The organism is Halocynthiibacter styelae (assembly GCF_016123485.1).
GTDB lineage: Bacteria > Pseudomonadota > Alphaproteobacteria > Rhodobacterales > Rhodobacteraceae > Halocynthiibacter > Halocynthiibacter styelae.
Genome location: NZ_JADCKQ010000004.1, coordinates 61168 through 86547 on the forward strand (window position 1 = coordinate 61168; position 25380 = coordinate 86547).

Consider the following 25380-nt stretch of genomic DNA (forward strand, 5'->3'; position numbering starts at 1 on the left):
CCCTCACCACCATGATCCGCTTTTTGCGTCTCTCAGATGTTCCCGTACATAAGCAGGCAAAGGCCAGGCATCCCTATCCATCCTGCTGATCTTTCCCTTCAGCCCGTCGCGATACGCATAATCGTAAAGCTCGGGGTGGATCGTGATCTCAACCCGGCTCAGGGCCTCTTCCACCTGGCAGCGGGTTTTCTCAAACTCATCCACCAGCTTCGCTTCGTCACTTTTTCCGCGCAGAAGCCCCGCAAGCCCGGTCAGGTTCAAAATCTGCTTCCCCGTGCCCAGCGCAATCGCCAGCAAAAGGTTCGCAATGAACCCACCCAGTTTTTCAGCCAGGTTTGTCCCCGGGATCCCCCAGTTCAACCAGCCACCTGATGTTTCGCCAGCCTCCGCCCGCATCCGGTCAAACTCTGCCGCAAACACCTCACGGAACTGACGCGCAAAGCGCAAGCGGCTGAAATCATCGCGCCCGGCAAAAATCCGGATCACAGGGCGCACAAACATCCCGGCTTCGGACCGCGCTTTGAATTCCTCAAAATCAAAGAGGAAAACGTAATCCTCCGCCCCGGCAGAATTATGCACCATATACACCGCGATCTCCGCCTCGCGGGTCATCTCCGGCAGCTTAAACTCCGGCAGATAATCCAGGATTGCCTTGCCAATCGCCATCATGCCCACGCCCCTTCATCTTGCCACAAATACTCCGGGGGAGTCCCCAGGACGGGGGCAGCGCCCCCCTGCAAGAGGGCAGCTGTATACAATTTATATGCATAATATGTGCATAGGATGTGCATGTGTTGTGTATCGCCCGATTACATCCGGAAAACGCCGAATTTGGTTTCCTCAATCGGCGCGTTCAGGGCAGCGATCAGCGACAGATACAGAACCTCACGGGTGTCACGCGGATCAATGATCCCGTCATCCCACAGACGCGCAGACGCATACAGCGGGTGGCTTTGTTCCTCAAACATATCAATGGTTGGCTGTTTGAACTGCGCCTCTTCTTCAGCAGACCACTCGCCACCCTGACGTTCAATCGCATCGCGTTTTACGGTGGCCAACACGCCTGCCGCCTGTTCGCCACCCATCACGGAAATCCGCGAATTCGGCCAGGACCACATGAAACGCGGCTGATAAGCGCGGCCGGACATACCATAGTTACCCGCGCCAAAGGATCCACCAACAACCATGGTGACTTTTGGCACTTTGGTTGTGGCAACAGCTGTCACCATCTTGGCACCATGACGGGCAATACCCTCATTCTCATATTTCCGGCCTACCATGAAACCGGTGATGTTTTGCAGGAATACCAGCGGGATATTGCGTTGCGAGCACAGTTCCACAAAATGCGCACCCTTCTGTGCGGCCTCGGAAAACAGCACGCCATTGTTGGCTACAATCCCGATCGGGCAGCCTTTCAGATGGGCAAACCCTGTGACAAGCGTTTCACCATAGCGCGGCTTGAATTCATCAAATTTTGAGCCATCCACAACGCGGGTAATCACTTCGCGGATGTCATAAGGCGTCTTCAGATCGCCCGGTACAACGCCCAGCAGTTCCTCTGCATCATACAGCGGTTCTTCCGACTCCTGCCATTTCACGGTTGTGGGTTTGGTCAGGTTCAGGCTTTCCACAGCCCGGCGCGCCAGCGCCAGCGCATGTGTGTCATCTTCCGCAAGGTAATCCGCAACACCAGACAGACGCGTGTGCACGTCCCCGCCACCAAGATCCTCGGCAGACACAACCTCGCCCGTCGCGGCCTTCACCAAAGGCGGGCCAGCAAGGAAGATAGTCCCTTGTTCTTTCACAATAATTGACACATCAGACATGGCAGGTACATAGGCCCCGCCCGCCGTACAAGACCCCATCACAACCGCGATTTGCGCGATGCCCATTGCGGACATATTGGCCTGATTGTAGAAAATCCGACCAAAGTGATCACGATCCGGGAAGACCTCATCCTGGTTCGGCAGGTTCGCCCCGCCGCTGTCCACGAGGTAAATACAGGGCAGACGACATTCCTGGGCAATTTCCTGGGCGCGCAGGTGTTTCTTCACGCTCATCGGATAATAAGTGCCACCTTTGACGGTCGCGTCATTGCAGACCACCATCACGTCCTGCCCATGCACGCGCCCAATCCCGGCGATCACACCCGCTGCCGGGGCTGCACCATCATACATGCCGTGGGCGGCAGTTGCGCCGATTTCCAAGAAAGGAGAGCCCGGATCCAGCAGGTTCATCACCCGTTCGCGTGGCAACATCTTCCCGCGTGACAAATGCCGCGCCCGCGATTTCTCGCCCCCACCCGCAGCGGCTGCGGCAGCAGCTTCACTGATGGTTTCAATCATCCCCTCATGCGCCGCCACATTGGCTTTGAATGCGTCAGAGGTTGGGAGGGCTTTGGTGGTGAGTTTCATTTAGTTGTCTCCGTTTTCGGATGAATTGCTCTGGACCATTCGGTTCAGTACTCGAACAGAATGCAGATGCATGGCACTTTCCAGCGCCTCACAATAGTTTTCAGAATATGCATCAGGAACCTCGCAGTTATCAGTCCTGTCTGGTCCCTGACGTGCGGATTCGAGCCTCCGCTTATAACTTCGTGGGGCGAAGCCAGTGCCTTGAATTTCTTCGGGTAACCTACTTAGAATCTTAGCCGCACGATCATTGATCTCAGTCATGACAGCACTCAGACACTCAGGATCAGCCTGGCCACCCTCTTCACAATATCCCAATGGCGTTGAGAGGCATTCAGTATCCAGGCGCGAAGTCAGTACCGACATTGCAATATAGCGCGAACTGCTCCGCTCAGCTTCATCCCGTTGATCCGCTGCATAATCTGTCGTTTCCAGGCAGGCATCCAGATAGGAAACAGCATGCTCAACCGGAGACATTTGGGCGAGAGCCGGAACAGTGTTTGCAACCAAAAAGCCACTGAAGACAGCCATACCTGCAAGCATCTGACGATATCCCCACATCAATCCCCCTCCGCTTCCGTTGCCAGAATAAAATACTGACGTGCAGTTTCATGCATCAGGCAGGCCAGTTGTGCCGGGCCTCCGCCGGTGCCGCCGCCCCAGCGGGCGCGCTCGAACTCACAGCTTGCATCGCGATAGGCGATCCAGGCCACCTGCATCTCACGCAGTGCCCCGGCCTGGGATGTGGTCAGGGCACCGATACGTTCCATCTCGGCATCATCTGCCTCCAGCTTGTCGCGCAGCACGCGGTAGGCGTTGTTCAGATGGTCATCCCACAGCGCGTATTCCTGGTTCAGACAATGCCCCATGCCAACAGTTGAACTGCCCTCAGGGGTGGAGTCCATACAGGCATTTGCAGACAGACCGACACATTCCAGCGCCGGCGCATGGCCCGGGCCAGATCCGCTTTCGTAATAACAGCTGAGCGAAAGCTCGGGATCAAACACAGGCTCTTGCGCCTGAACCGGCAGGGCAAAGGCAAGTAGCCCGGCAATAACGGTAATCTGTGATCTAAGCATGAAAATATCCCTGGTCTGAAAAAGATACATCCAGCTTAGCCGCAAGGTGCGACGTTTTAACAGCGTCGATTTTCCTTTGCGCGCCCGTGGGTTGATATGGGTCAAGGCGACTCAGCCTGCTCAGGCAGAGCCTGGCCGCATAACGAGAACGAAAGGCACGACCGTTATGAGAAAACTTATCTCCGCCCTGAGCCTGAGCGCCGCTGCGCTTGCCCTTGCCGCCCCTGCTGTGGCGCAATCCCAGGGGGACTGGACCTTTGGTGTGGGCGTTGCCCATGTCGCCCCGAAGTCCAACAACGGCACCCTTGCACCTGGCGTTGCCCGGGTCGGCAACGAAACTCAGCTTCAATTCACCGGCGAATATTTCATCCGTGACAACATCGGGATTGAACTGCTGGCAGCCACCCCGTTCACTCATGGGATCAACGTCGATGGCGTTGGCTATGTCGGGGAAGCCAAACAACTGCCGCCGACCCTTTCTGTGAACTATCATATTCCGACCAATGGTAAGATCACACCCTTTGTCGGCGTTGGCATCAACTACACCACGTTCTTTGAAGAAAGATCCACTCTTGGCACGCTGAAACTGGACGACAGCTTTGGTCTGGCGCTGAACCTGGGTGCGGACTGGCAGATCTCGGATCGCGGCGCCATGCGCTTCAACATCCGCTACATCGACATCGACAGCGACGTGACCCTGAACGGCGCCCCCATCGGCACTGCCGAAATCGATCCGATTGTTGCGGGTGTAAGCTACGTGCACCGTTTCTGACCTGTTCAGGATGTTGCGCTCAACTGGCGGCCCCGTCCGGGCCGCCTTTTTTGTGATCAGCTCATGGATGCCATAAGTTCGCGACCAATCAGCATCCGGCGGATTTCTGACGTGCCTGCACCGATTTCCATCAGTTTTGCGTCGCGGAACATCCGGCTGACAGCGCTGTCATTCATGAACCCGGAACCACCCATGGCCTGCACGGCCTGGTGCGCTTGCTTCATCGCTTCTTCAGAAGCGTACAGCACACAGGCCGCCGCATCCTGACGGGTGACTTCCCCACGATCACAGGCTTTTGCAACCTCATACACATAAGCGCGGGCAGAATTCATCGCCGTATACATATCTGCGATTTTACCCTGCATCAGCTGGAAATCCCCGATGCGTTTGCCGAATTGTTTGCGCTCCGCCATGTAGGGCATGACTTCATCCATGCAACCCGCGATGATGCCCGTGCCGATGCCCGACAGAACCACGCGTTCGTAATCAAGGCCAGACATCAGGACGTTCACGCCTTTGCCTTCCTCGCCCAGCACGTTTTCAAACGGCACTTCAACATTGTCGAATACCAGTTCGGCCGTGTTGGACCCACGCATCCCCATCTTGTCGAAATGCGCCGATGTGCTGAACCCAACCATATCTTTTTCAACGATGAAGGTCGTGATGCCCTTGGGCCCCGCGTCCGGGTCAGTTTTCGCGTAAACCACCAAAGTGTCAGCGTCGGGGCCGTTGGTAATCCAGTATTTCGTGCCATTGAGCACATAATACCCGTTGCGCTTTTCCGCCTTCAGCTTCATGGACACCACGTCAGAACCTGAGCCGGCCTCACTCATGGCCAAAGCACCCACATGTTCACCGGAAATCAGTTTTGGCAGGTATTTCTGCTTCTGTTCCTCAGTCGCATTGCGGCGGATCTGGTTCACGCAAAGGTTGGAATGCGCGCCGTATGACAGCGACACAGAAGCCGAGGCCCGCGCGATTTCTTCCACAATAATCACATGCGCCAGATAGGACATGCCCGCCCCGCCGTATTCCTCAGGCGTGGTGACGCCCAACAGGCCCAATTCCCCCATCTCTTGCCACAGCTCTGCCGGGAAGTCGTTTTTCAGGTCAATCTCAGCCGCCATGGGTTTGATGCGGTCCTGCGCCCAACGGTGCACCATATCACGCAGGGCGTTGACGTCTTCACCAAGGTCGAAATTCATCACGGCATTAAACATGGCTGGCTCCCGTTGAGGCTGGTCCGGCGATCTGACGCCCGTGACCTGATTTATTGAACACTTGTTCATTTAATACGTCAAACCCGCGATTCGGGTCAATGGCCGGGAAAAGTGCCCTTACGTCGTGATTATTTACAAAGATGGCTGAACAGATATAAAACCCCAAAATCACTTAAAGAAAATTGGATTATCATGCAAAACACGTCCTCTGTCGCGTGTATTACAGTTGCCAGCTTTACCCTGCTGGTGGGCTTTACTTTTTACCAGGCGTTAAAACCCAGTGTTCTCTCGGCATCAACCAATCAGGACTGTGAAGCTGTATGGCACGAAATGACGGATCACAATCCAGGTGCACGTACTGTTCGCAGTATCCCGGACATTATCCCCGACACCCATAAAGATTGGCTGATACCTGACCCAGAAAATAACTGGGAACTCATATACAGTCGGTATATCTCTGCGGCCTATGGCTTTAAAAGAAACCCGAGTGAGACCAGCGCCCACTACCTTGTGGCATTTGATCGCCTGATAAGTTGCAGTGAAGGGCGCCATTTTGACCACCCTTTGGATTATGTGCAGGCTGCATATCAAAGCGTTCGCGACAGGCACCCAGAATCCCGTCGTCAGAAGTTACTTGATCGCGCCTACCCATATTTGGGGCAATAAACTGAAACCCAAACCTGACTCGCTTGATATACAGTTGTGACCTCGGCCTTAATAATACGCACAATCGGGACGCAATCTTCCAGACTGAAAATCCGCGACAGGGCCTGGATAAAAGCCCTGCAAACGCCACTATGGCGGCACCAACCTGCCGCCGAAACGGGACGGGATTTCATTTTTCAAACAGGCCCTTCAGCCCGCAGCAACCTTATCGGCCAGCCCTTTCAGGTTGCCGTCAATCACTTTGCCCATCATCATTTTCATCAGGGTCCGGCCCAGGATCCAGCCGAGCGGGCCGTATTTCACGCGGTAGTTCAGGCCCCAGATCACGCGGCAATGGTTGATGCCAGAAGGTTCAACCATGATTTTGGCGACACCTTCATGCAGAGGCATGGCGTCCATTTCGGACATGCGCACTTCCATCATGCGGCCGTCTTCCCAGGTGATCGCTTCTTCCACCAGGGATGTACCATTGTCAAAATGACAGCGCCGCTTCGCGCCCAGCCCGGTGGATGCTTCGCTTAATGCGTCCACGGACGCGACCAGGGGCGCGATGTCCGCAAGATCCATAAAGCGGCTGAGTTCCCCCCAGACGGCTTCGGGGGTGGCTTTGATGTCTGCGCTGCGTTGGGCTTGTATCACGGGTTATGTCCTGTTCTCAGAAATTACGGGTTACCATGTCGGCATAGCACCCTTCACGCCGGATGTAACATGCCCCTCCTGACAGCATACTGTCAGGAGGATGACAGCAGGATCGGATTTCAGAACAGGCGCTCTGTCTCTGACAGCTGCATCTTCAGGCAATGCGCACCGTCGCTTTCATCAACAAACCGCCGGGTGATCCTGAAGCCACATCCTGTCAGCAGGCGTTGCGAGGCGATATTGCCCTCAACAAGCTCTGCCCGCACCACATTCAGCCCAAGTTCGTCAAACCCGTAGGCCAGAACCCGGCGCACCGCCTGTGTGGCAATCCCCCGCCCCCAGAACGCCCTGCCGATGACAAAACTGATTTCGGCGGTGCGTAAAGACAGGGACACCGTACCGACATTTTCTGCGGCGCCCGGGCAGTCAATGACCCACTGCAACCGTTCCCCAGCGCGCGTGCGTTCCATTGAACCTGCCAGCCAGATCGCGCCTTCAGAAATGCTTTCCGGCACCCGGTCCCCTGCCAGAGCCGCAGCCTCGCGATCTGTCGCCCGTTGATACCAGCCGGGAATATCGCGCGTTTCCGGCCCGCGCAGGTGCAGACCTGCGGTTCTCAGATCCGGGAGAAAATTTGGCGGCACCATCAGGCGTCCCTTCCAGCGGGGTTATCCCTGCGGCCCCTGATACACCGCCGCAACCTCAGCCCTGATAATCCGGGCGATCTGGGCGCAATCTGCAGGGCTGAAGGTCAGCGGCAGGCGCAGATCAAGGATGCCTTTCAGCACGCGATCGCTGCCTGGCATCGCTTCGCTAGGGGCATAGCGCCAGCTGTCATAGCGCGAGGTAAAGCCCGCAGGTTCCGCGCCACCGAACCATTTCAGCTCGACCCCGCGTTTCATGCAACGGGCGACCACATCATCAATTGCTTCTTCTGACCAGTCGAGCAGCAAAAACTGAAAGCTGGAGGCGACATAGGCCTCGGCTTCAGGTCGGTTGATCAGGGCCAGGCCAGTGGTGTCAGCAAGCCCGTCTTCTACCACTTTATAGCGCTCATTCCAGCGCGCGCACTGCTGATCCAGATCGCGCAACTGCACCCGCAGAATGGCTGCACGCAGGTGGTCCATTCGGCCAGAAATATTAGGGGTTTGGTATTTGGTTTCCGTGAAATATTCCGGCCCGGGCGCGGCCAGATGACGTTCAAACAGCATATAGCTGCCCGACAGCATCGTTGCCTTCGCCATGAGGTCTGGATCATCAGAAATCAGCAATCCACCTTCACCGGAGTTCAGATGCTTATAAGTCTGGGTTGAGTAGGCCGCCATCACCCCATGCCGCCCGGACAAAATCCCGTTCCAGCGCGCCCCCATGGTGTGGGCGCAATCTTCAATGACCTGCACTTCCAATGCGTTACACAGCATCATCAGGTCATCCATGTCACAGATATGACCGCGCATATGTGACAGCAGCAGGATGCGCGAACCGGTGGCTTTGATCTTTGCTTCCAGATCGGGCAGGTCAATCACCAGATCTTCTGTCACACCGACAAACACCGGCACGCCGCCCGTGGATGCAATTGCACCGGGCACCGGGGCCAGGGTAAAGGCATTGGTCAGCACAGGCTCGCCCGGTGCGATGCCAAGGGCGCGCAGGGCCGTTGCGATCGCATAACCGCCGGAAGAAACCGCCAGGCAATATTTGCTGCCCATATAGGCCGCGAATTCCTGTTCCAGCAGGGCAACTTCGCCATCTTCGCCTTCGCCCACGTTGTAGCGATGCAACCGGCCGGAACGCATCACATTAACCGCGGCCTCAATCGCCTCGTCAGAAATCGGTTCCTGTTGGGTGAAATTGCCTGTGAAAATCTCATTCATTTCTTTGTCCTCTCAGCCGATCAGGTCCGCAACCACGTCCTGTAATTCCTCATAATCGGTCAGCAGCGCGTCTGGTTGTAATTCATTGACCTTTTCCCCGTCAGGGCCAAAGGTGACAAGCAATGACGCCACATTGCAGGCCCGCGCGGTTTTATGATCGGTGATCGTATCCCCCACCTGCACCGTGCGCGAAATATCGCCACCAAGGCGTTTCACTGTTTCGATCAGGGGCATCGGGTGCGGCTTGCGTTCACTCAGCGTATCCGCCCCGATCAGTGCGTCAAACAGATCCCGTACACCCAGCCGCGACAACAGAGTTTCTGCCAGACCTTCGGGCTTATTGGTGCAGATCCCCACCGCATAACCTGCGTTACGCAGCCGCGTGATGGCATCAACTGCACCGGGAAACATTCGCGTATAAACATCAATGTTTTCAGCGTAATATTCCAGAAGACGCGGATAATCTTCCAGCACCATCGCCTCATCCGCTGCACCATATTGCCGTGTAAAGCCGGCGGTCAGCATCGCCCGCCCACCTTTCATCCCAATGCCTTTGTCGGCCTCTGGATCCAACAGATCACCCAGACCCCGCGCCCCGAAACAGGCGTTCGCCGCATGGATCAGATCCGCCCCGGTATCTGCAAGCGTCCCATCCAGATCAAACACAACTGTACGCATCATTTTTCCCTGCTTTTATCCGCCCGGCGACATTCCGCACGTGAATTGTAACGAAGCGTAAAGGTTTTTGACCACCCCGCCCCTTGCTTATGTCACTGCAAGGCTTAAAACCCCGGACAACAGAAAGAAAGAGGCACATCTATGTCCGCTGACAAAAACACCGCGCTGATCATTCTTGCCGCAGGCCGTGGCACCCGGATGAATTCAGAACTGCCCAAGGTTCTGCACCCCCTGGGCGGCGTGCCTCTGGTCGTGCATGCAATGGACAGTGCCGCCCGGGCCGAGCCGGAACGCACCGTGATTGTGGCTGGCCACGGCGCGGAGGCGGTCAGCAAGTCTGTGCGCGAATATAATGAAGATGCCGATATCGTTTTGCAGGAAGAACAGCTGGGCACCGGCCACGCCGTTATGCAGGCCCGCGCAGCCCTGTCCGGGTTCGACGGCAATGCGCTGGTTCTGTTTGGTGACACGCCTTTCATCAGCAAAGAAACCATCGACAAACTGCTGACGGCGCGTGAAAACCACGATGTTGTGTTGCTGGGCATGGATTGCGCCGATCCGAAACGTTACGGGCGTCTTGTCACCGATGGCGAAAGCCTGGAACGTGTGGTCGAATATAAAGACGCCGCCCCTCATGAAAAACGCATCACCCTGTGTAACGGTGGCATTGTTGCGGCAGACGCCAGCCTGCTGTTTGAGCTGCTGGATCAGGTGTCAAATGACAACGCAAGCGGCGAGTACTACCTGCCGGATGTGGTGTTCCTCGCTCGTCAGCGCGGATTGTCCGCAGGATATGTCATCTGCGCAGAAGAAGAAACCCAGGGCATCAACACCCGTTCCGACCTCGCGATTGCGGAAAAGCTGTTTCAGGATATGAAGCGCGCAGAAATCATGGAAAACGGCGTGACACTCGCCGCACCTGAAACCGTATTTTTCAGCTATGATACAGTGATTGGCCGCGACAGTGTGATTGAACCCAATGTGATCTTCGGCCCTGGTGTGACCGTGGAAAGCGATGCACAGATCCGCGCGTTTTCCCATCTGGAAGGCTGCCATGTGTCCCGCGGCGCACAGGTTGGCCCTTATGCCCGCCTGCGCCCAGGTGCAGAACTGTCAGAATTCACCCGCATTGGTAATTTTGTCGAAGTGAAAAATGCGCAGATCCATGAAGGCGCCAAGGTGAACCACCTGTCCTACATCGGTGACGCTGAAATCGGTGCGGGATCCAACATCGGTGCAGGCACCATCACCTGCAACTATGACGGCGTGATGAAACATAAAACCACCATTGGCGAACGGGCTTTCATTGGCTCAAACACCATGTTAGTCGCGCCCGTCACCGTGGGGGATGAAGCCATGACGGCATCCGGTTCCGTGATCACATCAGACGTCGAAGCCGGCGCACTTGCCGTGGCCCGTGCCCGGCAGGACGTGAAACCTGGCCTTGCGCGCCGCCTGATGGACAAACTAAAAGCGATTAAAGCGAAAAAGGGTTAAGAGTATGTGTGGAATTGTCGGGGTCCTGGGCACCCATGAAGTCGCCCCTATGCTGGTTGAGGCCCTGAAGCGCCTGGAATATCGCGGTTATGACAGCGCAGGGATTGCGACTGTTAACAATGGCGTTCTGGATCGCCGCCGGGCTGTTGGCAAACTTGTGAATCTGTCAGATGAACTGGTGCACAACCCGCTGGCTGGTAAATCCGGCATTGGCCACACCCGCTGGGCGACCCATGGCGCGCCAACCGTCGACAACGCCCACCCGCACCGCGCCGGTCCTGTGGCTGTCGTGCACAATGGCATTATCGAAAACTTCCGTGAGCTGCGCGAAGAACTGGCGGCGGCTGGCGTTGATTTCGTCACCGAAACCGACACGGAAACCGTCGCCCTCCTGACCGAACAGGCGATGAAATCCGGCCTTACCCCGGTGGATGCCGCGCGTTCTGTCACCGCCCGCCTGGAAGGCGCATTTGCACTGTGTTTCCTCTTTGAAGGCGAACAGGATCTGATGATCGCGACCCGTATGGGTTCCCCCCTGGCAATCGGTCATGGCGACGGCGAGATGTTTGTCGGATCAGACGCTTTTGCGCTCGCGCCAATGACCGCAGATGTGACCTATCTGGAAGAAGGCGACTTCGCCGTTCTGACCCGCACCAGCCTTGAGATCCGGGACGTAAACGGCACGCTCGCCAACCGCAAGAAACAACGGATCAACCTTGATGCCACCCGCGTTGAAAAAGGCGGGCACAAGCATTTCATGGCGAAAGAGATCTTTGAACAGCCAACCGTGCTGGGCGAAGCTCTGTCCCATTACGCACCGGAAAGCGGGCTGAACCTGCCCGCAGAAACCCCGGATTTCAAAGACATCTCCCGCGTCACCATGGTTGCCTGTGGCACCGCCTATCTGGCCTGTCTGACCGCGAAATACTGGTTCGAACAGATCGCCCGCCTGCCGGTCGAGGTCGATATCGCATCTGAATTCCGCTACCGCGAACCACCTCTGCCTGAAGGTACGCTTGCAATTTTTGCCAGCCAGTCCGGCGAAACCGCTGACACATTGGCAGCCCTGAAATACACCCAGGGCAAAGCCGATAAAACCATCGCCGTGGTCAATGTGCCGGAAAGTTCAATCGCGCGGGAAAGTGACCTGATCCTGCCGATCCTGGCCGGCGTTGAAATCTCTGTAGCCTCCACCAAAGCCTTCACCTGCAAGCTGGTGGTTCTGGCCACGCTTGCCCTGAAAGCCGCCCATGATCGCGGTGAGCTGGACGATGCGGGTCTTGCCGAAAAGCTGGCCCATCTGCGCAGCCTGCCCGGGTTGATCAACCAGTCTCTGGCGATTGAGGACAGCGTCAAAGATGCGGCCCACAAAGCCTCCCTTGCCCGTGACGTGCTGTTCCTTGGCCGTGGTCCGCTGTATCCGCTGGCACTGGAAGGCGCACTGAAACTGAAAGAACTCAGCTATATCCATGCGGAAGGCTATGCCTCCGGTGAACTCAAACACGGCCCGATTGCCCTGATTGACGAAAGCGTGCCGGTGGTTGTTATGGCCCCGACGGATCCGCTGTTTGATAAGACAATTTCCAATGTCCAGGAAGTCATGGCCCGTGGTGGCCGTATCACCCTGATCACGGATGCACAGGGCGCACGTGTCGGCGGGGATGGCGTTGAAAACCTCATCACCATGCCGCCATGCGATCCGTTTATCGCGCCCATCCTTTATGCCGTGCCTGCACAGCTTCTGGCCTATCACACCGCGATTGCCAAAGGCACTGACGTGGACCAACCCCGCAACCTCGCAAAATCGGTGACCGTAGAATGATGACTGCAGATGACGCCCTGAAAGAACTTGTGCCCCATGTGGTTGCAGGCAAAGATGCCCAGATGCAGGCGTTTCACAAAGCGGAACGCGTGTATCTTGGCGTACCCAATGCAGCGATTGACGCGGCACAAAAATCCTGGCGTGATCAGATGTCTGTGGAAGACCGCGTAGACCTGGCCCGCGCCCTTTGGGAAAGTGACGTGTTTGAAGGCCGCGTGGCCGCCGCAAAACTGCTGACACAAGCCCGCCTGCGCCCGGATGATCAGGCCTGGTCCCTGCTGCAATCCTGGGTCACGCAGATCGATTGTCAGGCCATCGCCGATCTTGTCGCGACCGCCGTGCAGAAACGCCTTGTCGCGGATCCGTCCCGCATTGAAGCCGTGCGCGCCTGGGCTGAATCCGAAGATCTCTGGACCAAATGCGCAGCCCTTGACGCGACCCTGCCCTGGGCCAAGCTGAACAACCTCAAAGAGGTCGACGAAGCCATCCGCACCGAGGCCCTGACATGGGCCGCGGCCTATATGGCCAACACCACCTGGGCCACACAAAAAGCCGCCACCAACTGGCTGATCGCGCTGGCAAAGCATGACGCAGAGCGCGTAAAAACCACACTGGCAGCGTATGGCGAGACCCTGCGCCCCTCCCTGCGCAAAGACGTGGAAAAACGCCTGAAGTAAGGCTGCGCGCGCAGCCCCTTCACTTCCTTAACAGATTTCCCGCATCATTCCCCCAATCGCGATTATCCCCGGCCAGACACAGCCGGGGAACCACAACGGAACAGAGGCCCCTTAAAGCAGGGCGGATATAAGCTTCCTCACCGGGGTTAACACCTCCGGTCTCACCCTCCGTATGGGCGGCGCTGCCACATTACCAACCGGCATCACTTCCATACTTAAACAACGTATGACAACCGGGCAGAGACATCTCTGCACCGGCAATACTTCTGCTTTCTTTTCAGCCTAAATATCCCGGGGGTCCGGGGGCTGGCCCCCGGCCTGCGTTCTCAATCCTCGCGCAACGCCCGGCGCAGGATCTTCCCCGTCGCTGTCATCGGCAGGCTTTCACGCAGCTCAATCACCTTCGGCGCCACATGCGGGCTGACGTGGGATTTCACACGGTCAATCAATACACGATCCAGCCCGTCCCACTCCGCGCCATCGCGCAATACAACAAAAGCCTTCACCGCCTGACCACGGATTTCATCCGGGACGCCAATCACCGCAGCCATAATCACATCCGCATGCCCTGTCAGACAGTCTTCAATCTCTGATGGACCAATCCGATACCCTGCCGAGGAAATCACATCATCTGAACGGGACGCAAAGCGGATCCATTCGCCGTCCATCACGCCAAGATCCCCCGTCCGCAGCCAGCCATCCCGGAATTTCTCAGCTGTTTCTTCCGGCTTATTCCAATAACGCAGCATCATCACCGGATCGGGGGCTTTCACGCAGATTTCGCCGATCTCACCATCCGCCACGGGCGCGCCATCCTCGCTGATAATCGCCAGCTCGTGCCCGGGCACCGCCGTGCCGATCCAACCCTCGCGCGTGATGCCGGCACTGCGGATGGATCCCGCCACCAGGTTACATTCCGTCTGGCCGTACATTTCATTCACATCTGCACCGAACACGTCTTTCGCCCAGGAAATCAGATCCGCACCCAGACTTTCACCACCCGAAGAAATCACCCGCACACCAAGGCCTGCAGGCACATCTTCCTTACGCATCATCTTCAGCGCAGTCGGCGGCAAGAACATCACATTGGCCCCGGTCGCCCGGATCAGATCATATGTCCTGGCAGGGGTGAACTTCCGCATACGATGACTGACCAGAGGCAGGCCGAAATACAGCGCCGGCATCGCCAGATCCATCAAGGCCCCGATCCAGGCCCAATCGGCCGGCGTCCAACAGATGTCACCCTCATGCGGGAAGAAATCATAATACATCTCAACCGATGGCAAATGACCGATCAGGAAGCGATGGGCATGCAATGCCCCCTTGGGCGACCCCGTCGTGCCTGAGGTATAGATCAGACAGGCCGGATCCTCCGCAGAGGTCACAACCGGGCTGAACGCCACTTCAGCCGCCTCCAGCTCTTCCTGAAAATCCAGCACATCAAAATCGGTTTCATCAACACAAAGCACCGCCTGAAGTTCCGGCAGCTCCCCCTCAATCGCCTCCAGATGCTCCAGCGTCTCCGCCGAGGTCACAGCGACCCGCGCCCCACTGTCCGACAGGCGATATTCCAACGCATCCGGACCAAACAAAGCAAACAGAGGCAAAGCCACGGCGCCCAGTTTGTAGGCCGCAAAATGGCTGATCAGGGCTTCGGGGCATTGCGACAGAATGATCGCAACACGATCCCCCTGCTGAACGCCCTGCGCGCGAAAAACATTGGCCATGCGATTGCTGGCCTCTTCCAACTGCGCATAACTCCAGATTTCCTGACTGCCGTCCTCATGAATGTGGATCAGCGCAGTTGCATTCGGGGTGGCCACTGCATGACGTGAAACGCAGGCTTCTGCGATATTAAAATTCTCCGGTACATCCCAGGAAAACTCAGCCAGGGATTTCGCCCAGTCCCCCGGATATTTCAACCGTCGGTCAGCCTGCATATATGTCATGTGTTCCTCTCCCCTCACCTGAATTGAACAAGCGTTCATTTACTCTGCCCTCTGCGACAAAAACTGTCAATTGTCTGTTATTGCGGTTTCCGCGTCGTGGTTGAACTTGCCGCCCCTGCCCTGCGTGCTTACATAAGACCCATGACACAGCCAGATACAGCCAGCGACCTCCTGATCGATCCCTTCCAGCGCCGGGTGAATTACCTGCGCCTGTCCGTAACAGACCGCTGCGATTTCCGCTGTGTTTACTGCATGTCGGAACATATGACATTCCTGCCCAAGGTGGAACTTCTGACCCTTGAGGAACTGGATCGTCTTTGTACTGCCTTCATCCATATGGGTGTCGAAAAACTGCGCATCACAGGCGGTGAACCCCTTGTGCGCAAAGGGATCATGACCTTCTTTGAAGGCATGTCACGCCATCTGGACAGCGGTGCACTGAAAGAACTGACCCTGACGACAAACGGATCGCAACTCGCCCGCTTTGCGCAGCCTTTGTATGATGCTGGCGTGCGGCGAGTGAATGTCTCTCTGGATACGCTGGACAACGATAAATTCGCAGATATCACCCGCTGGGGCCGCCTGCCCCAGGTGCTGAAAGGCATCGAAGCCGCACAAAACGCTGGGTTGCGGGTGAAACTGAATGCGGTTGCTGTGAAAGGGTTCAACGATGGCGAACTCTTTGATCTCACCCAATTCTGCGCAGAACGTGACATGGATCTGACCTTTATCGAGGTCATGCCAATGGGCGAAGACATTGAAAACGCGGCGCGTCTTGGTCAATTCTGGTCCCTGAAAGATCTGCGCAATGATCTGGCAGAACGCTTCACGCTGACCGATTTGTCGGAACGGTCCGGCGGTCCTGCCCGTTACGTGCGGGTTGAGGAAACCGGCCAGAAAATCGGGTTCATCACGCCTCTGTCTCATAACTTCTGTGAAAGCTGCAATCGCGTCCGCGTGACCTGCACCGGTGAGATTTACACATGCCTTGGCCAGGAAGGCAAAAGTGACCTGCGCAACGCTCTGCGTGCGGATACCAACAGCAATGAGCCTCTGAACGCCGCCATCCGCGCCGCCATCGGGCTGAAACCCAAAGGCCATGATTTTGATTATTCCCGCCAGGATGTGGCTGGCAGAATGACCCGCCACATGAGCCATACCGGCGGCTGATCAAACATAAAAGGGCGCTCAGTCGCGCCCTTTCATCTTGCTGAAAATACTCCCGCCGGAGGCAAGGGTTTTCGAAGAAAACCCTTAATCCAGCCAGATCGGGTTAGACCAGGCCATTTTTCCGGCGCGATCCACAATCGTCACGCGGAACCAGGGGGATTTCCCCATCTTATTCACCGGCATTTCTGCCTTCGTCATGCTTTCCCCCCAGATCGCATGCGCTTTGCAACCACGTCCCTGCACGACCACCCGATACGCGGCAGAACATTCCACATGGATCTTCTTATCCTTCACCTCTATATGATGAATTTCCGGCCCCTGTGAGGAATAGAAATCACCGGCCTTCAGCGCCTCAAGCAGTTGATCCGGATCGTTTTTCTCAGCCTTCACCATGACCCAGCCACCAAAGGCATCAGGGTCTGCGAAATGCGCATCATCCGTGGCAATCACATTGACCCGCCGCCCCTTCATCAACATGACATCCAGCGTGTGGAACCCGTCCGGGCGGGCCGCATCCACCATACAGCTGTGGTTATAGCCTTCCACCGCATGGGCGGCAGTCACGGACATGGCGTCATCATTCGTCAGACCGGACCATTCCGGGTGGGCGATTGCCACAAAGGCCCCAGCATCCACCGCACGCTGCGCAATTTCCGGGCCGGTTTCCTGATCGTCTTCCGCCACAAAGAACTTTGTCTTTGTCGGTGCAAAATCCGCAGGCAAACCAACGGCCACAATATGCCAGAGATCACCGTTTTCCTGCGCGCCAGAGTGCAGCTCTGCCCCTAAAATCGTTGTGAATTCATCATCCCGGAAGGGCACTGTATCCGCGATCGGGAAGTTGAACAGACCAACAAAGTGATCCGTCAGCGAGATAAAGTCATAGCCCTCTGCCTTGTAACGACGGCAAACCTCTTCCGGCGAAATCGCCCCGTCAGACAGGTTGGAATGGGTGTGCAGATTGCCGCGAAAGAAACGGCCGGGTTTTGCGAAAGCGGATGGGATCATGATGCGGGCTCCTGTTTTAGCGCGCTTTTAACCGGGTCAGGTAACGAGAATACGGCAGCGACCAGGCGCTGCCGTAGAAATGAGTATTTTCAGAAAGATGAAGCGGAAATTGTTTCCCCGCGACATCTCTGTCTGATTTGCGCCAGCAATTAAGCCGCAGGCATGCCTTTTTCAACGATCTCTGCATACCAGGAACAACCGGCCGGCAGGGTTTCGTCGTTAAAGTTGTATTTCGGGTGATGCACCATGGCGCCGTCTTCCCCGTTGCCAACCAGAATATAGGCGCCAGGGCGGGCCTGTGACATGAAGGCGAAATCTTCACCGCCCATGATCAGATCGGCATTGTCATCCACAGAACCAGAAACAGAGCGCGCCACATCAGCGGCGAATTTTGTCTGCTCTTCCGCGTTCACCATGACCGGATAGCCGCGCATATAATTCACATCGACAGAGCCACCATAGGTCGCCGCAGTGCCTTCACAGATCGCCTTAAAGCGGGCCTCAACTTTGTCCTGCACATCACTGTCCAGCGTACGCACAGTGCCGCGCAGGGTCACAGTTTCAGGGATCACGTTGTGCGCTTTGCTTTCCGTTTCAAAGCTGGTGACAGATACCACAACCTGTTTCACCGGATCCACGGTGCGCGATGCAATGGATTGCAGCGCGATCACCATATGCGACGCCATCACAGTGGTATCGATACACTCATGCGGTTTCGCCGCATGGCCGCCCAGACCTTTAACAGTGATCTGGAACTGATCCGCAGCGGCAAAGAACGCGCCCGGACGGATCGCAAATTCACCCACAGGTTTGCCCGGCCAGTTGTGCATACCGTAAACTTCGTCGATCTTATATTTGTCAAAGACACCTTCATCCACCATGACACCGCCACCGCCGCCACCTTCTTCGGCAGGCTGGAACAACAGTACACAGGTGCCGTCAAAATTGCGGGTTTCTGACAGATATTTCGCAGCCCCCAGCAGCATAGCCGTGTGCCCGTCATGGCCACAGGCATGCATCTTGCCAGGGGTTTTGGACGCATATTCCAGACCCGTATCTTCAAAGATCGGCAGCGCATCCATATCCGCACGCAGAGCAATGGTCTTGCCGGTGGTGTTGGTCTTGCCTTTGATCACAGCAACAACGCCGGTCTGTGCCACACCGGTTTCAATGCTGTCGACGCCGAATTCTTTCAGGCGGGCCTCAACAAAAGCAGCGGTTTCATGGCAATCAAACAGCAGTTCCGGGTTTTCGTGAATGTGGCGGCGCCAGCCGGTGATTTCACTTTGCAGTTCAGCAAATCGGTTCTTAGGAGGCATATTTCTTTTCCTTCTCTTTCAAAAGGGTCAGCCTCCCCGACTGACCCGCAATTCATGGGTCAGCCAAGCGGCATTCGTCGTTCTGCAAGTTCCACAAACCAGGCGCTGCCAAAGGGGATCGCTTCGTCGTCGAACTGATATTCCGGGTGATGGCACATCTGCGTGTCACCATTGCCAAGGAAGATATAAGCGCCGGGACGTTCTTCTAACATATAGGCGAAATCTTCAGAGGGCATGATCGGATCTGCCTTATCGTCCACCTGCGCAGATACAGCGCGGGCGGCTTCTGCGGCATAGGCGGTTTCAGCTTCGGTGTTGAACGTCACCGGATAGCCGGGGGTCCATTCGACCTCTGCCACCGCGCCAAAGGCCGAAGCCGTATCCATGGCCACGCGTTTTACACGTTCTTCACAGATCGTGCGATATTCGCTGTCGAGCGTGCGCACGGTGCCTTCCATCACCACCTCATGTGCAATGACATTGCTGGCAGCACTATCGGTGTTGAACGTCCCCACGGTCAGAACCACGCGTTTCAGCGGATCAACATTACGTGCAACAACACTTTGCAAAGTCACAACAATCTGCGCGGCCACAAGGGTTGTATCAATCGCCAATGCGGGTTCGGCCGCATGGCCACCTTTGCCGGTGACGGTGATTTTGAACTCATCGGATGCGGCCAGAAGCGCACCGGGGCGCATGGCAAATTCGCCCACAGGAATGCCTGGTGCGTTGTGCAGACCGTAAACTTCCTGAATGTTCCAGCGGTCCATCATCCCGTCCTGGCACATGGCAAGCCCGCCTGCCCCACCTTCTTCTGCGGGCTGGAAAATCAGGGCGACGGTACCGTCAAAATTGCGGGTCTCGGCCAGATATTTCGCAGCGCCAAGCAGGATCGAGGTATGGCCATCATGCCCACAGGCATGCATTTTACCAGGAACGGTAGAGGCATAATCAAGCCCGGTCGCTTCTTCAATCGGCAAGGCATCCATGTCGGCGCGCATGCCGATCACCCGGCCTTTTGTATCGCTCTTGCCTTTTATCAGGGCAACAACACCGGTTTTGCCAACCCCTGGCGTGATTTCATCAACGCCGAATTCCTTCAGGCGTTCTACCACAAAAGCTGCGGTTTCATGCACATCATACATCAGTTCCGGATTGGCGTGCAGGTGGCGTCGCCAGCCGGTGATTTCTTCGTGCATTTCAGCAAAACGGTTTTTAACCGGCATGGGGTTTATCCTTCACACAGACGTTCAAGCAGACGTTCCTGGAACCGAACGCCCGCGTTAAATTCAGAAATCTCAATGAATTCATCCGGTTGATGCGCTTGCGCAATGTCGCCCGGGCCACAAACCACGCTTGAATATCCGCCTTCCTGGAATTGCCCGGCCTCTGTGCCGTAAGACACAACATGGCTGGCGTTATCACCCGTGATGGACCGCACCAGTGTTTCCGCCACGCCATCTTCTTCCGGGCGCAGAGGTGGCAGCGCGAAATCTTCATTCATGATCACTCCTGCTTCCGGGTGACGGGCTTTCAGTTCTGCATCCAGTTCCGCAATAAACGGCAGCAGGCGCGCTTCCCATTGGGCCCGGTCCTCATCCGCGACAATGCGGAAATCCAGATCAAAACGGCAATCCGCAGCAGTGATATTGCCCGCTGTGCCGCCCTCAATCGTGCCGGAATGCACGGTGGTGAAGGGTGGTTCAAACATTGCGGCAATCGCTGTGGGTTCTTTGGCGGCAAGTTCTGCGTTGGTCTCATTGATCCAGGTCAGGATCTTTGCGCTTTCCAGGATCGCAGAGACACCGGTGTGCATCAGGGATGAATGCACCTCAAAACCCTTTACATGCACATCCCAGCCAAAACCACCCTTATGGCCGGTCACCGCCTGCATGGTGGACGGTTCGCCAATGATCGCCGCTTCCGCGCGGGGTATATCCGTGTTCGCCACCATATGCGCGATCATGGGCGGGGCGCCGGTACAGCCGATTTCTTCGTCATAAGACAGGGCCACCTGCAGCGGTTTCTTCAGCTTGCCGTCCGCATGCAATTTCGCCGCCTGCCCCATGGCCCAAAGCGCAATGGCGTCAAAGCCCTTCATGTCACAGGTGCCGCGCCCGTAATAGCGGCCATCGCGTTCGGTCACAGTCCAGGGATCGCTGTTCCAGTCCTGACCATCCACCGGCACAACATCGGTGTGACCGGACAGAACAACGCCGCCGGGCGCATCGGGACCGACCGAAGCATAGATCGCTGATTTATTGCCCTCAGGGTTGGGCACGCGTGTGGAGGAAATGCCATGGGAAGTCAGGTAACTTTCCACCCAGTCGATCAGATCCAGATTGCTGTCGCGGCTGACGGTCGGGAATGAGATCAGCTTTGTCATGATCTCAAGGGCGGAAAGGTCCATACTCATCGTCGTTCCGTTTTCTTTGCAGGTTGAAGGCGCAGTGCTTCCATCTGCCGGACATATTCCGGCAGTGGTTGCATCTGGCTTACAGTGTTTACAGCAGGGCTGCTATACCGGGGAAATAACGTAGTCATCGCGAACTTCCCCGACGCAGGTATCAGTACCAGTCACCCTTCAGGATGAAGTGATCCGGGCCGATCTGATCGTATTCAGACGGGCCAGCTGTATGAGTGACCGGGAAGATCGGGCTTGGGATCGGCTTAAAGTTCAGCTCTTTCCCGATCATCTTATTGTTCGGATCTGCCACAGGCACCGCAGACATCAGGGATTTGGTATAAGCGTGCTGCGGGTTTTCAAACACCTGCGCACGCGGGCCAATTTCCACGATCCGGCCCAGATACATCACAGCTGTGATATGGCTGACCCGTTCCACAACCGCCATGTCGTGGCTGATAAACAGGAAAGCCAGGCCCAGTTCGGCCTGCAGTTCCATCATCAGGTTCAGAACCTCGGCCTGCACAGATACATCCAGCGCAGACACCGCTTCATCCGCGATGATCAGCTTCGGATTCAGGGCAAGGGCACGGGCAATCGCCACACGCTGACGCTGACCACCTGACATTTCATGCGGATAGCGGCGCATGAAGGTACGTGGCAGCTGCACGCGGTCAAACAGGTTTGCAACACGGTCTTCCAGTTCAGATCCGGAACAGATGTTATAATTACGCAGCGGTTCCGCCACCTGATCAAACAGGCGCACCTGCGGGTTCAGGGATGCAAAAGGATCCTGAAAGATCATCTGCATATCGCGGCGTTCCAAACGCATTTCTTCCGGGGACAGGCTGAGGATATCCTTGCCTTCCATGGTCACCGAACCGGATGTTGGTTCCACCAGACGCAGGATGGAACGCCCCACCGTGGATTTACCACAACCGGATTCGCCCACAAGTGAAACAGTCTGACCGGCTTTGATGGTAAAGCTGACATCTTCCACCGCATGCACATTGGCCACGACTTTCTGGATGATACCTTTCTTCACCGGGAAACGGGTGATCAGGTTCTTCACCTCAAGCAGTGGCTTTGGCTCAACAACCGGCGCATCCGGCACTTCGGGTGCAGGCTGACCAATCAGACGCATGGGTTCCGGGCGATCCTTGCCCTTCATTTCACCAAGACGTGGCACAGCGGCCAGCAAGGCTTTGGTGTAATCTTCTTTCGGATTCTCAAAGATTTCCGCAGCGGTGCCTTCTTCCACCATATTTCCACGGAACATCACCAGCACGCGGTCGGCCATCTGGGCCACAACCGCCATATCGTGGGTGATGAAGATCACCGCCATATCGTTTTCACGTTTCAGACGGTCAATCAGGGCCAAAATTTCAGCCTGAATGGTCACATCAAGTGCGGTGGTCGGTTCATCGGCGATCAGAAGCTTTGGCTCACAGGCCATGGCGATCGCGATCACGACACGCTGGCGCATACCGCCGGACAGCTCATGTGGGTATTGGTCAAAGCGGCGTTCCGGTTCCGGAATGCGCACCTGTTTCAACAGTTCAATCGCGCGTTCTTTGGCTTCGGCTTTGGTCATGCCTTTGTGAATGCGCAGGCCTTCGGTCAGCTGACGGCCGATTGTGAACACCGGGTTCAGGGCTGTCATTGGTTCCTGGAAGATCATCGCGATCTCATTGCCGCGGATCTGACGCATCAGTTCAGAATCAGCATCCTCAACCGCAACCTCACCTTTGTCACCGCGATCAAACTTCAGGGAACCGCCGGCAATCTCACCACCACCGAATTCCACAAGTCGCATCAGAGACAGAGAGGAAACCGATTTACCGGATCCGGATTCACCAACGATACAAAGGGTTTCGCCGGGTTTTACGTTAAAGGATACATCTTCAACGCCCACAACGATCCCGTTGGATGTTTCAAATTCCACACGCAGATTCTGAATGTCGACAAGCGGCTTATCCAGCATGAATTATTCCCCCCCGGGATTGTCTTATTATCAGGTTTTGACAGCGAAGCTACGCGCCGGATTGCGCCCCTGTCAAACAAGTAACACATTCACAGAAACTTCATTTGTCGCGAAATCCCCTGGGAAGCCGGGAAAAACAGAATCGATTCCAGGGAGCGAAACGCGAGCGCTAACAATCTGACGCTACGTAACGGATTTTGCGCCCACGACAGTTTATATCGCTACCGCCGCCTGCCCCGTTAATTTATTGCGTTTGCTATGGGGTTTGCCGCAAATATCGGTAATTTTTGGCAATACGCTTGCATTTCGCCGCCGGATTGTCTGAACTGAGCGCACTTGTCTCAGCAGTGAACAGGCCGGTGAACGGTCGGACTGATAATAACGACTGATGACAAAAGGGACTTTGATCACCGGAAAAACGGGGATCACCAACAAGGAGAGAAGAATGAACTTCAAGGCAACCCTTCTGGGCGCTGCAGCTGCTTTTGCAATGGCCCCTGCGGCCATGGCGGAACGTGGTGCAGACGGCCACGTCAATATTATCTATTGGCAGGCCCCATCCGGCATGAACCCGTATCTGTCCGGCGGCACAAAAGAACTTGAGGCTGCAAGCCTCGTGATTGAACCGCTCGCACGTTACAACGAAGAAGGCACCATGGTGCCGTGGCTCGCAGAATCTGTACCAACCGTTGAAAACGGTGGCGTTTCTGAAGACCTGACTTCCATCACATGGACCCTGAAAGAGGGCCTGCTGTGGTCTGACGGCACGCCTGTGACATCTGAGGATGTTCGTTTCTCCTGGCAGTATTGTACTGCTGAAGGTGGCGGCTGTGCGCAGGGTGAAAAATACAACGATGTGACCGATGTTGAAATCATCGACGATCGCACCGTGACCGTGCACTTCGGCGTATCCAAGCCTTTCCCATATGGTCCGTTTGTTGGTGCACAGGCGCCGATCATTCAGGCCGCTCAGTTTGCTGACTGTCTCGGTGCGAAAGCGCCTGAGTGTACAGACGCAAACTTCCAGCCAATCGGCACCGGTCCTTTCACAGTGACTGAATTCCGTTCCAATGACGTTGTGTCCCTGGCTGCAAACGAAAACTACCGCGATGCATCTAAGCCGGCATTTGCGACTGTGACCCTGAAGGGTGGCGGATCCGCAACTGACGCTGGCCGTGCTGTTCTGGCGACCGGCGAATTCGACTACGCCTGGAACCTGCAGCTGGCACCAGATGTACTTGCTGAAATGGCTTCTGCGGGCAAAGGCACTGTAGTGTCTTCCTTCGGCACCCTGGTAGAACGCATCATGGTGAACATGACTGACGTTTCTGCTGATCTGGGCGAACGTCGCGGTACTGCTGACAATGCACACCCGTTCCTGTCCGACATCAACGTGCGTCAGGCCCTGTCCATGGCAATCGACCGTGACCTGCTGGTTGAAATCGGTTACGGCACTGCGGGTCGCCCGACCTGTAACGTTCTGCCGGCACCTGCCATCTACAAATCCACAGCAAACGACGCATGCCTTGTTCAAGACATCGCTGCGGCAAACGCTCTGCTGGACGAAGCTGGCTGGGAAATGGGTTCTGACGGCGTACGTGCAAAAGACGGCGTTCGTCTTTCCATGCTGTACCAGACATCCACAAACGCTGTTCGCCAGGATTTCCAGGCGCTGATCAAACAGTGGTGGGCTGAAATCGGTGTTGAAACCGAACTGCGCAACATCGACGCATCTGTATTCTTCGGCGGCGACCCTGCGTCTAACGACACCTTCCAGAAGTTCTTTGCTGACGTTGAAATGTACGCGAACAACTTCGACGGTACAGACCCTGAGTCATACATGGCGAACTGGGAATGTTCACAGGCACCACGTCCTGAGACACAGTGGCAGGGCAACAACATGCCACGCTTCTGTTCCGAGGAATATGATGCGCTGGTTGCTGAAATGGCAACAACCGGTGATCTGAACGAACGTGCGCGTCTGGCGAAAGCCATGAACGACATGCTGATGCAGGAATATGTGATCATCCCACTGGTGGACCGTGGTCGTGTATCTGCACATGCAAACACCCTGGGTGGCGTTATCCTGAACACCTGGGACTCTGAACTCTGGAATGCCGCTGACTGGCATCGTGTTGACGGCTGATCCCGTTACAGGTAGCTGCGCTGCCTGACACGACAGAACGGATTTGCCCCGCCCCGCGCGGGGCA

23 protein-coding genes are annotated in these 25380 nt (G+C 56.2%); 7 read left to right on the forward strand and 16 right to left on the reverse strand.

Annotated features, from left to right (window positions below; translation table 11 throughout):
* Positions 1-3: 3 nt before the first annotated feature.
* The 4 genes from H1D41_RS06535 to H1D41_RS06550 all read right to left on the reverse strand — a co-directional run bounded on the left by H1D41_RS06535 (position 4) and on the right by H1D41_RS06550 (position 3490).
* On the reverse strand, positions 4-669 hold the full coding sequence (locus H1D41_RS06535; protein WP_228848139.1) for a hypothetical protein: 666 nt from the start codon (positions 667-669) through the stop codon (positions 4-6).
* 140 nt (positions 670-809) lie between these two features.
* Complete coding sequence (locus H1D41_RS06540) at positions 810-2414, reverse strand: carboxyl transferase domain-containing protein (RefSeq protein WP_228848140.1); 1605 nt, start codon at positions 2412-2414, stop codon at positions 810-812.
* Positions 2415-2972: a hypothetical protein gene (locus tag H1D41_RS06545; protein ID WP_228848141.1), complete on the reverse strand. Its 558-nt coding sequence runs from the start codon at positions 2970-2972 to the stop codon at positions 2415-2417. It abuts the gene before it with no gap.
* Positions 2972-3490 carry a lysozyme inhibitor LprI family protein gene (locus tag H1D41_RS06550; protein ID WP_228848142.1) on the reverse strand — a complete coding sequence of 173 codons (519 nt, stop codon included), beginning with the start codon at positions 3488-3490 and terminating at the stop codon, positions 2972-2974. The genes H1D41_RS06545 and H1D41_RS06550 overlap by 1 nt, the downstream gene beginning before the upstream one ends.
* A 166-nt stretch (positions 3491-3656) precedes the next feature.
* Here H1D41_RS06550 and H1D41_RS06555 point away from each other — a divergent pair, with 166 nt between their 5' ends.
* Positions 3657-4262, forward strand: a complete 606-nt coding sequence (locus H1D41_RS06555) for an OmpW/AlkL family protein (RefSeq protein ID WP_228848143.1) — start codon at positions 3657-3659, stop codon at positions 4260-4262.
* 56 nt (positions 4263-4318) lie between these two features.
* On the opposite strand, the gene H1D41_RS06560 is transcribed toward H1D41_RS06555, so the two are convergent.
* The gene (locus tag H1D41_RS06560; protein WP_228848144.1) at positions 4319-5482 is read right to left on the reverse strand and encodes an isovaleryl-CoA dehydrogenase; all 1164 of its coding nucleotides are present in this window, start codon (positions 5480-5482) and stop codon (positions 4319-4321) included.
* A 111-nt stretch (positions 5483-5593) separates the two neighbouring features.
* Between H1D41_RS06560 and H1D41_RS06565 the strand changes: the two genes are divergently transcribed.
* The gene (locus H1D41_RS06565) at positions 5594-6148 is read left to right on the forward strand and encodes a hypothetical protein (protein ID WP_228848145.1); all 555 of its coding nucleotides are present in this window, start codon (positions 5594-5596) and stop codon (positions 6146-6148) included.
* A 189-nt stretch (positions 6149-6337) separates the two neighbouring features.
* On the opposite strand, the gene H1D41_RS06570 is transcribed toward H1D41_RS06565, so the two are convergent.
* The 4 genes from H1D41_RS06570 to H1D41_RS06585 form a co-directional block, all read right to left on the reverse strand.
* Complete coding sequence (locus H1D41_RS06570; protein WP_228848146.1) at positions 6338-6787, reverse strand: SRPBCC family protein; 450 nt, start codon at positions 6785-6787, stop codon at positions 6338-6340.
* A gap of 119 nt (positions 6788-6906) precedes the next feature.
* Positions 6907-7434: a GNAT family N-acetyltransferase gene (locus H1D41_RS06575; protein WP_228848147.1), complete on the reverse strand. Its 528-nt coding sequence runs from the start codon at positions 7432-7434 to the stop codon at positions 6907-6909.
* A gap of 21 nt (positions 7435-7455) precedes the next feature.
* Positions 7456-8661: a DegT/DnrJ/EryC1/StrS family aminotransferase gene (locus tag H1D41_RS06580; protein WP_228848148.1), complete on the reverse strand. Its 1206-nt coding sequence runs from the start codon at positions 8659-8661 to the stop codon at positions 7456-7458.
* A gap of 12 nt (positions 8662-8673) precedes the next feature.
* On the reverse strand, positions 8674-9342 hold the full coding sequence (locus H1D41_RS06585) for an HAD-IA family hydrolase (RefSeq protein ID WP_324250266.1): 669 nt from the start codon (positions 9340-9342) through the stop codon (positions 8674-8676).
* A gap of 138 nt (positions 9343-9480) precedes the next feature.
* Here H1D41_RS06585 and glmU point away from each other — a divergent pair, with 138 nt between their 5' ends.
* The 3 genes from glmU to H1D41_RS06600 are packed head-to-tail and all read left to right on the forward strand — an operon-like array spanning position 9481 to position 13335.
* Positions 9481-10836, forward strand: coding sequence for a bifunctional UDP-N-acetylglucosamine diphosphorylase/glucosamine-1-phosphate N-acetyltransferase GlmU (glmU, locus tag H1D41_RS06590; protein WP_228848149.1), 1356 nt, complete (start codon positions 9481-9483; stop codon positions 10834-10836).
* A gap of 4 nt (positions 10837-10840) precedes the next feature.
* Entirely contained in the window at positions 10841-12658 is a 1818-nt protein-coding gene (glmS, locus tag H1D41_RS06595) for a glutamine--fructose-6-phosphate transaminase (isomerizing) (RefSeq protein WP_228848150.1), read from the forward strand.
* Positions 12655-13335, forward strand: coding sequence for a DNA alkylation repair protein (locus H1D41_RS06600; RefSeq protein WP_228848151.1), 681 nt, complete (start codon positions 12655-12657; stop codon positions 13333-13335). Before glmS ends, H1D41_RS06600 begins: the two co-directional genes overlap by 4 nt.
* A gap of 326 nt (positions 13336-13661) precedes the next feature.
* Here the strand turns inward: H1D41_RS06600 and H1D41_RS06605 are convergent, their stop codons facing one another.
* Both H1D41_RS06605 and H1D41_RS06610 read right to left on the reverse strand, forming a co-directional pair.
* Positions 13662-15284, reverse strand: coding sequence for an AMP-binding protein (locus H1D41_RS06605; RefSeq protein WP_228848152.1), 1623 nt, complete (start codon positions 15282-15284; stop codon positions 13662-13664).
* A gap of 66 nt (positions 15285-15350) precedes the next feature.
* On the reverse strand, positions 15351-15548 hold the full coding sequence (locus tag H1D41_RS06610; RefSeq protein ID WP_228848377.1) for a hypothetical protein: 198 nt from the start codon (positions 15546-15548) through the stop codon (positions 15351-15353).
* On the opposite strand from H1D41_RS06610, the gene moaA reads away from it, so the two are divergent.
* The gene (moaA, locus tag H1D41_RS06615; RefSeq protein ID WP_228848366.1) at positions 15480-16454 is read left to right on the forward strand and encodes a GTP 3',8-cyclase MoaA; all 975 of its coding nucleotides are present in this window, start codon (positions 15480-15482) and stop codon (positions 16452-16454) included. The two genes, H1D41_RS06610 and moaA, sit on opposite strands and share 69 nt — an antisense overlap.
* An 84-nt stretch (positions 16455-16538) precedes the next feature.
* Here the strand turns inward: moaA and H1D41_RS06620 are convergent, their stop codons facing one another.
* The 5 genes from H1D41_RS06620 to H1D41_RS06640 form a co-directional block, all read right to left on the reverse strand.
* Entirely contained in the window at positions 16539-17462 is a 924-nt protein-coding gene (locus H1D41_RS06620; RefSeq protein WP_228848153.1) for a CehA/McbA family metallohydrolase, read from the reverse strand.
* Between the two features lie 149 nt (positions 17463-17611).
* Entirely contained in the window at positions 17612-18781 is a 1170-nt protein-coding gene (locus H1D41_RS06625) for a M20 aminoacylase family protein (RefSeq protein ID WP_228848154.1), read from the reverse strand.
* Positions 18782-18840: 59 nt separating this feature from the next.
* Positions 18841-20007 carry a M20 aminoacylase family protein gene (locus tag H1D41_RS06630; RefSeq protein ID WP_228848155.1) on the reverse strand — a complete coding sequence of 389 codons (1167 nt, stop codon included), beginning with the start codon at positions 20005-20007 and terminating at the stop codon, positions 18841-18843.
* 5 nt (positions 20008-20012) lie between these two features.
* Positions 20013-21197, reverse strand: a complete 1185-nt coding sequence (gene argE, locus H1D41_RS06635) for an acetylornithine deacetylase (protein ID WP_228848156.1) — start codon at positions 21195-21197, stop codon at positions 20013-20015.
* Between the two features lie 151 nt (positions 21198-21348).
* Positions 21349-23169 (reverse strand): ABC transporter ATP-binding protein, encoded by a 1821-nt coding sequence (locus H1D41_RS06640; RefSeq protein WP_228848157.1) that lies wholly within the window; start codon positions 23167-23169, stop codon positions 21349-21351.
* Positions 23170-23614: 445 nt separating this feature from the next.
* Here H1D41_RS06640 and H1D41_RS06645 point away from each other — a divergent pair, with 445 nt between their 5' ends.
* Positions 23615-25315, forward strand: coding sequence for a peptide ABC transporter substrate-binding protein (locus tag H1D41_RS06645; RefSeq protein ID WP_228848158.1), 1701 nt, complete (start codon positions 23615-23617; stop codon positions 25313-25315).
* The last annotated feature ends 65 nt before the right edge of the window (positions 25316-25380 follow it).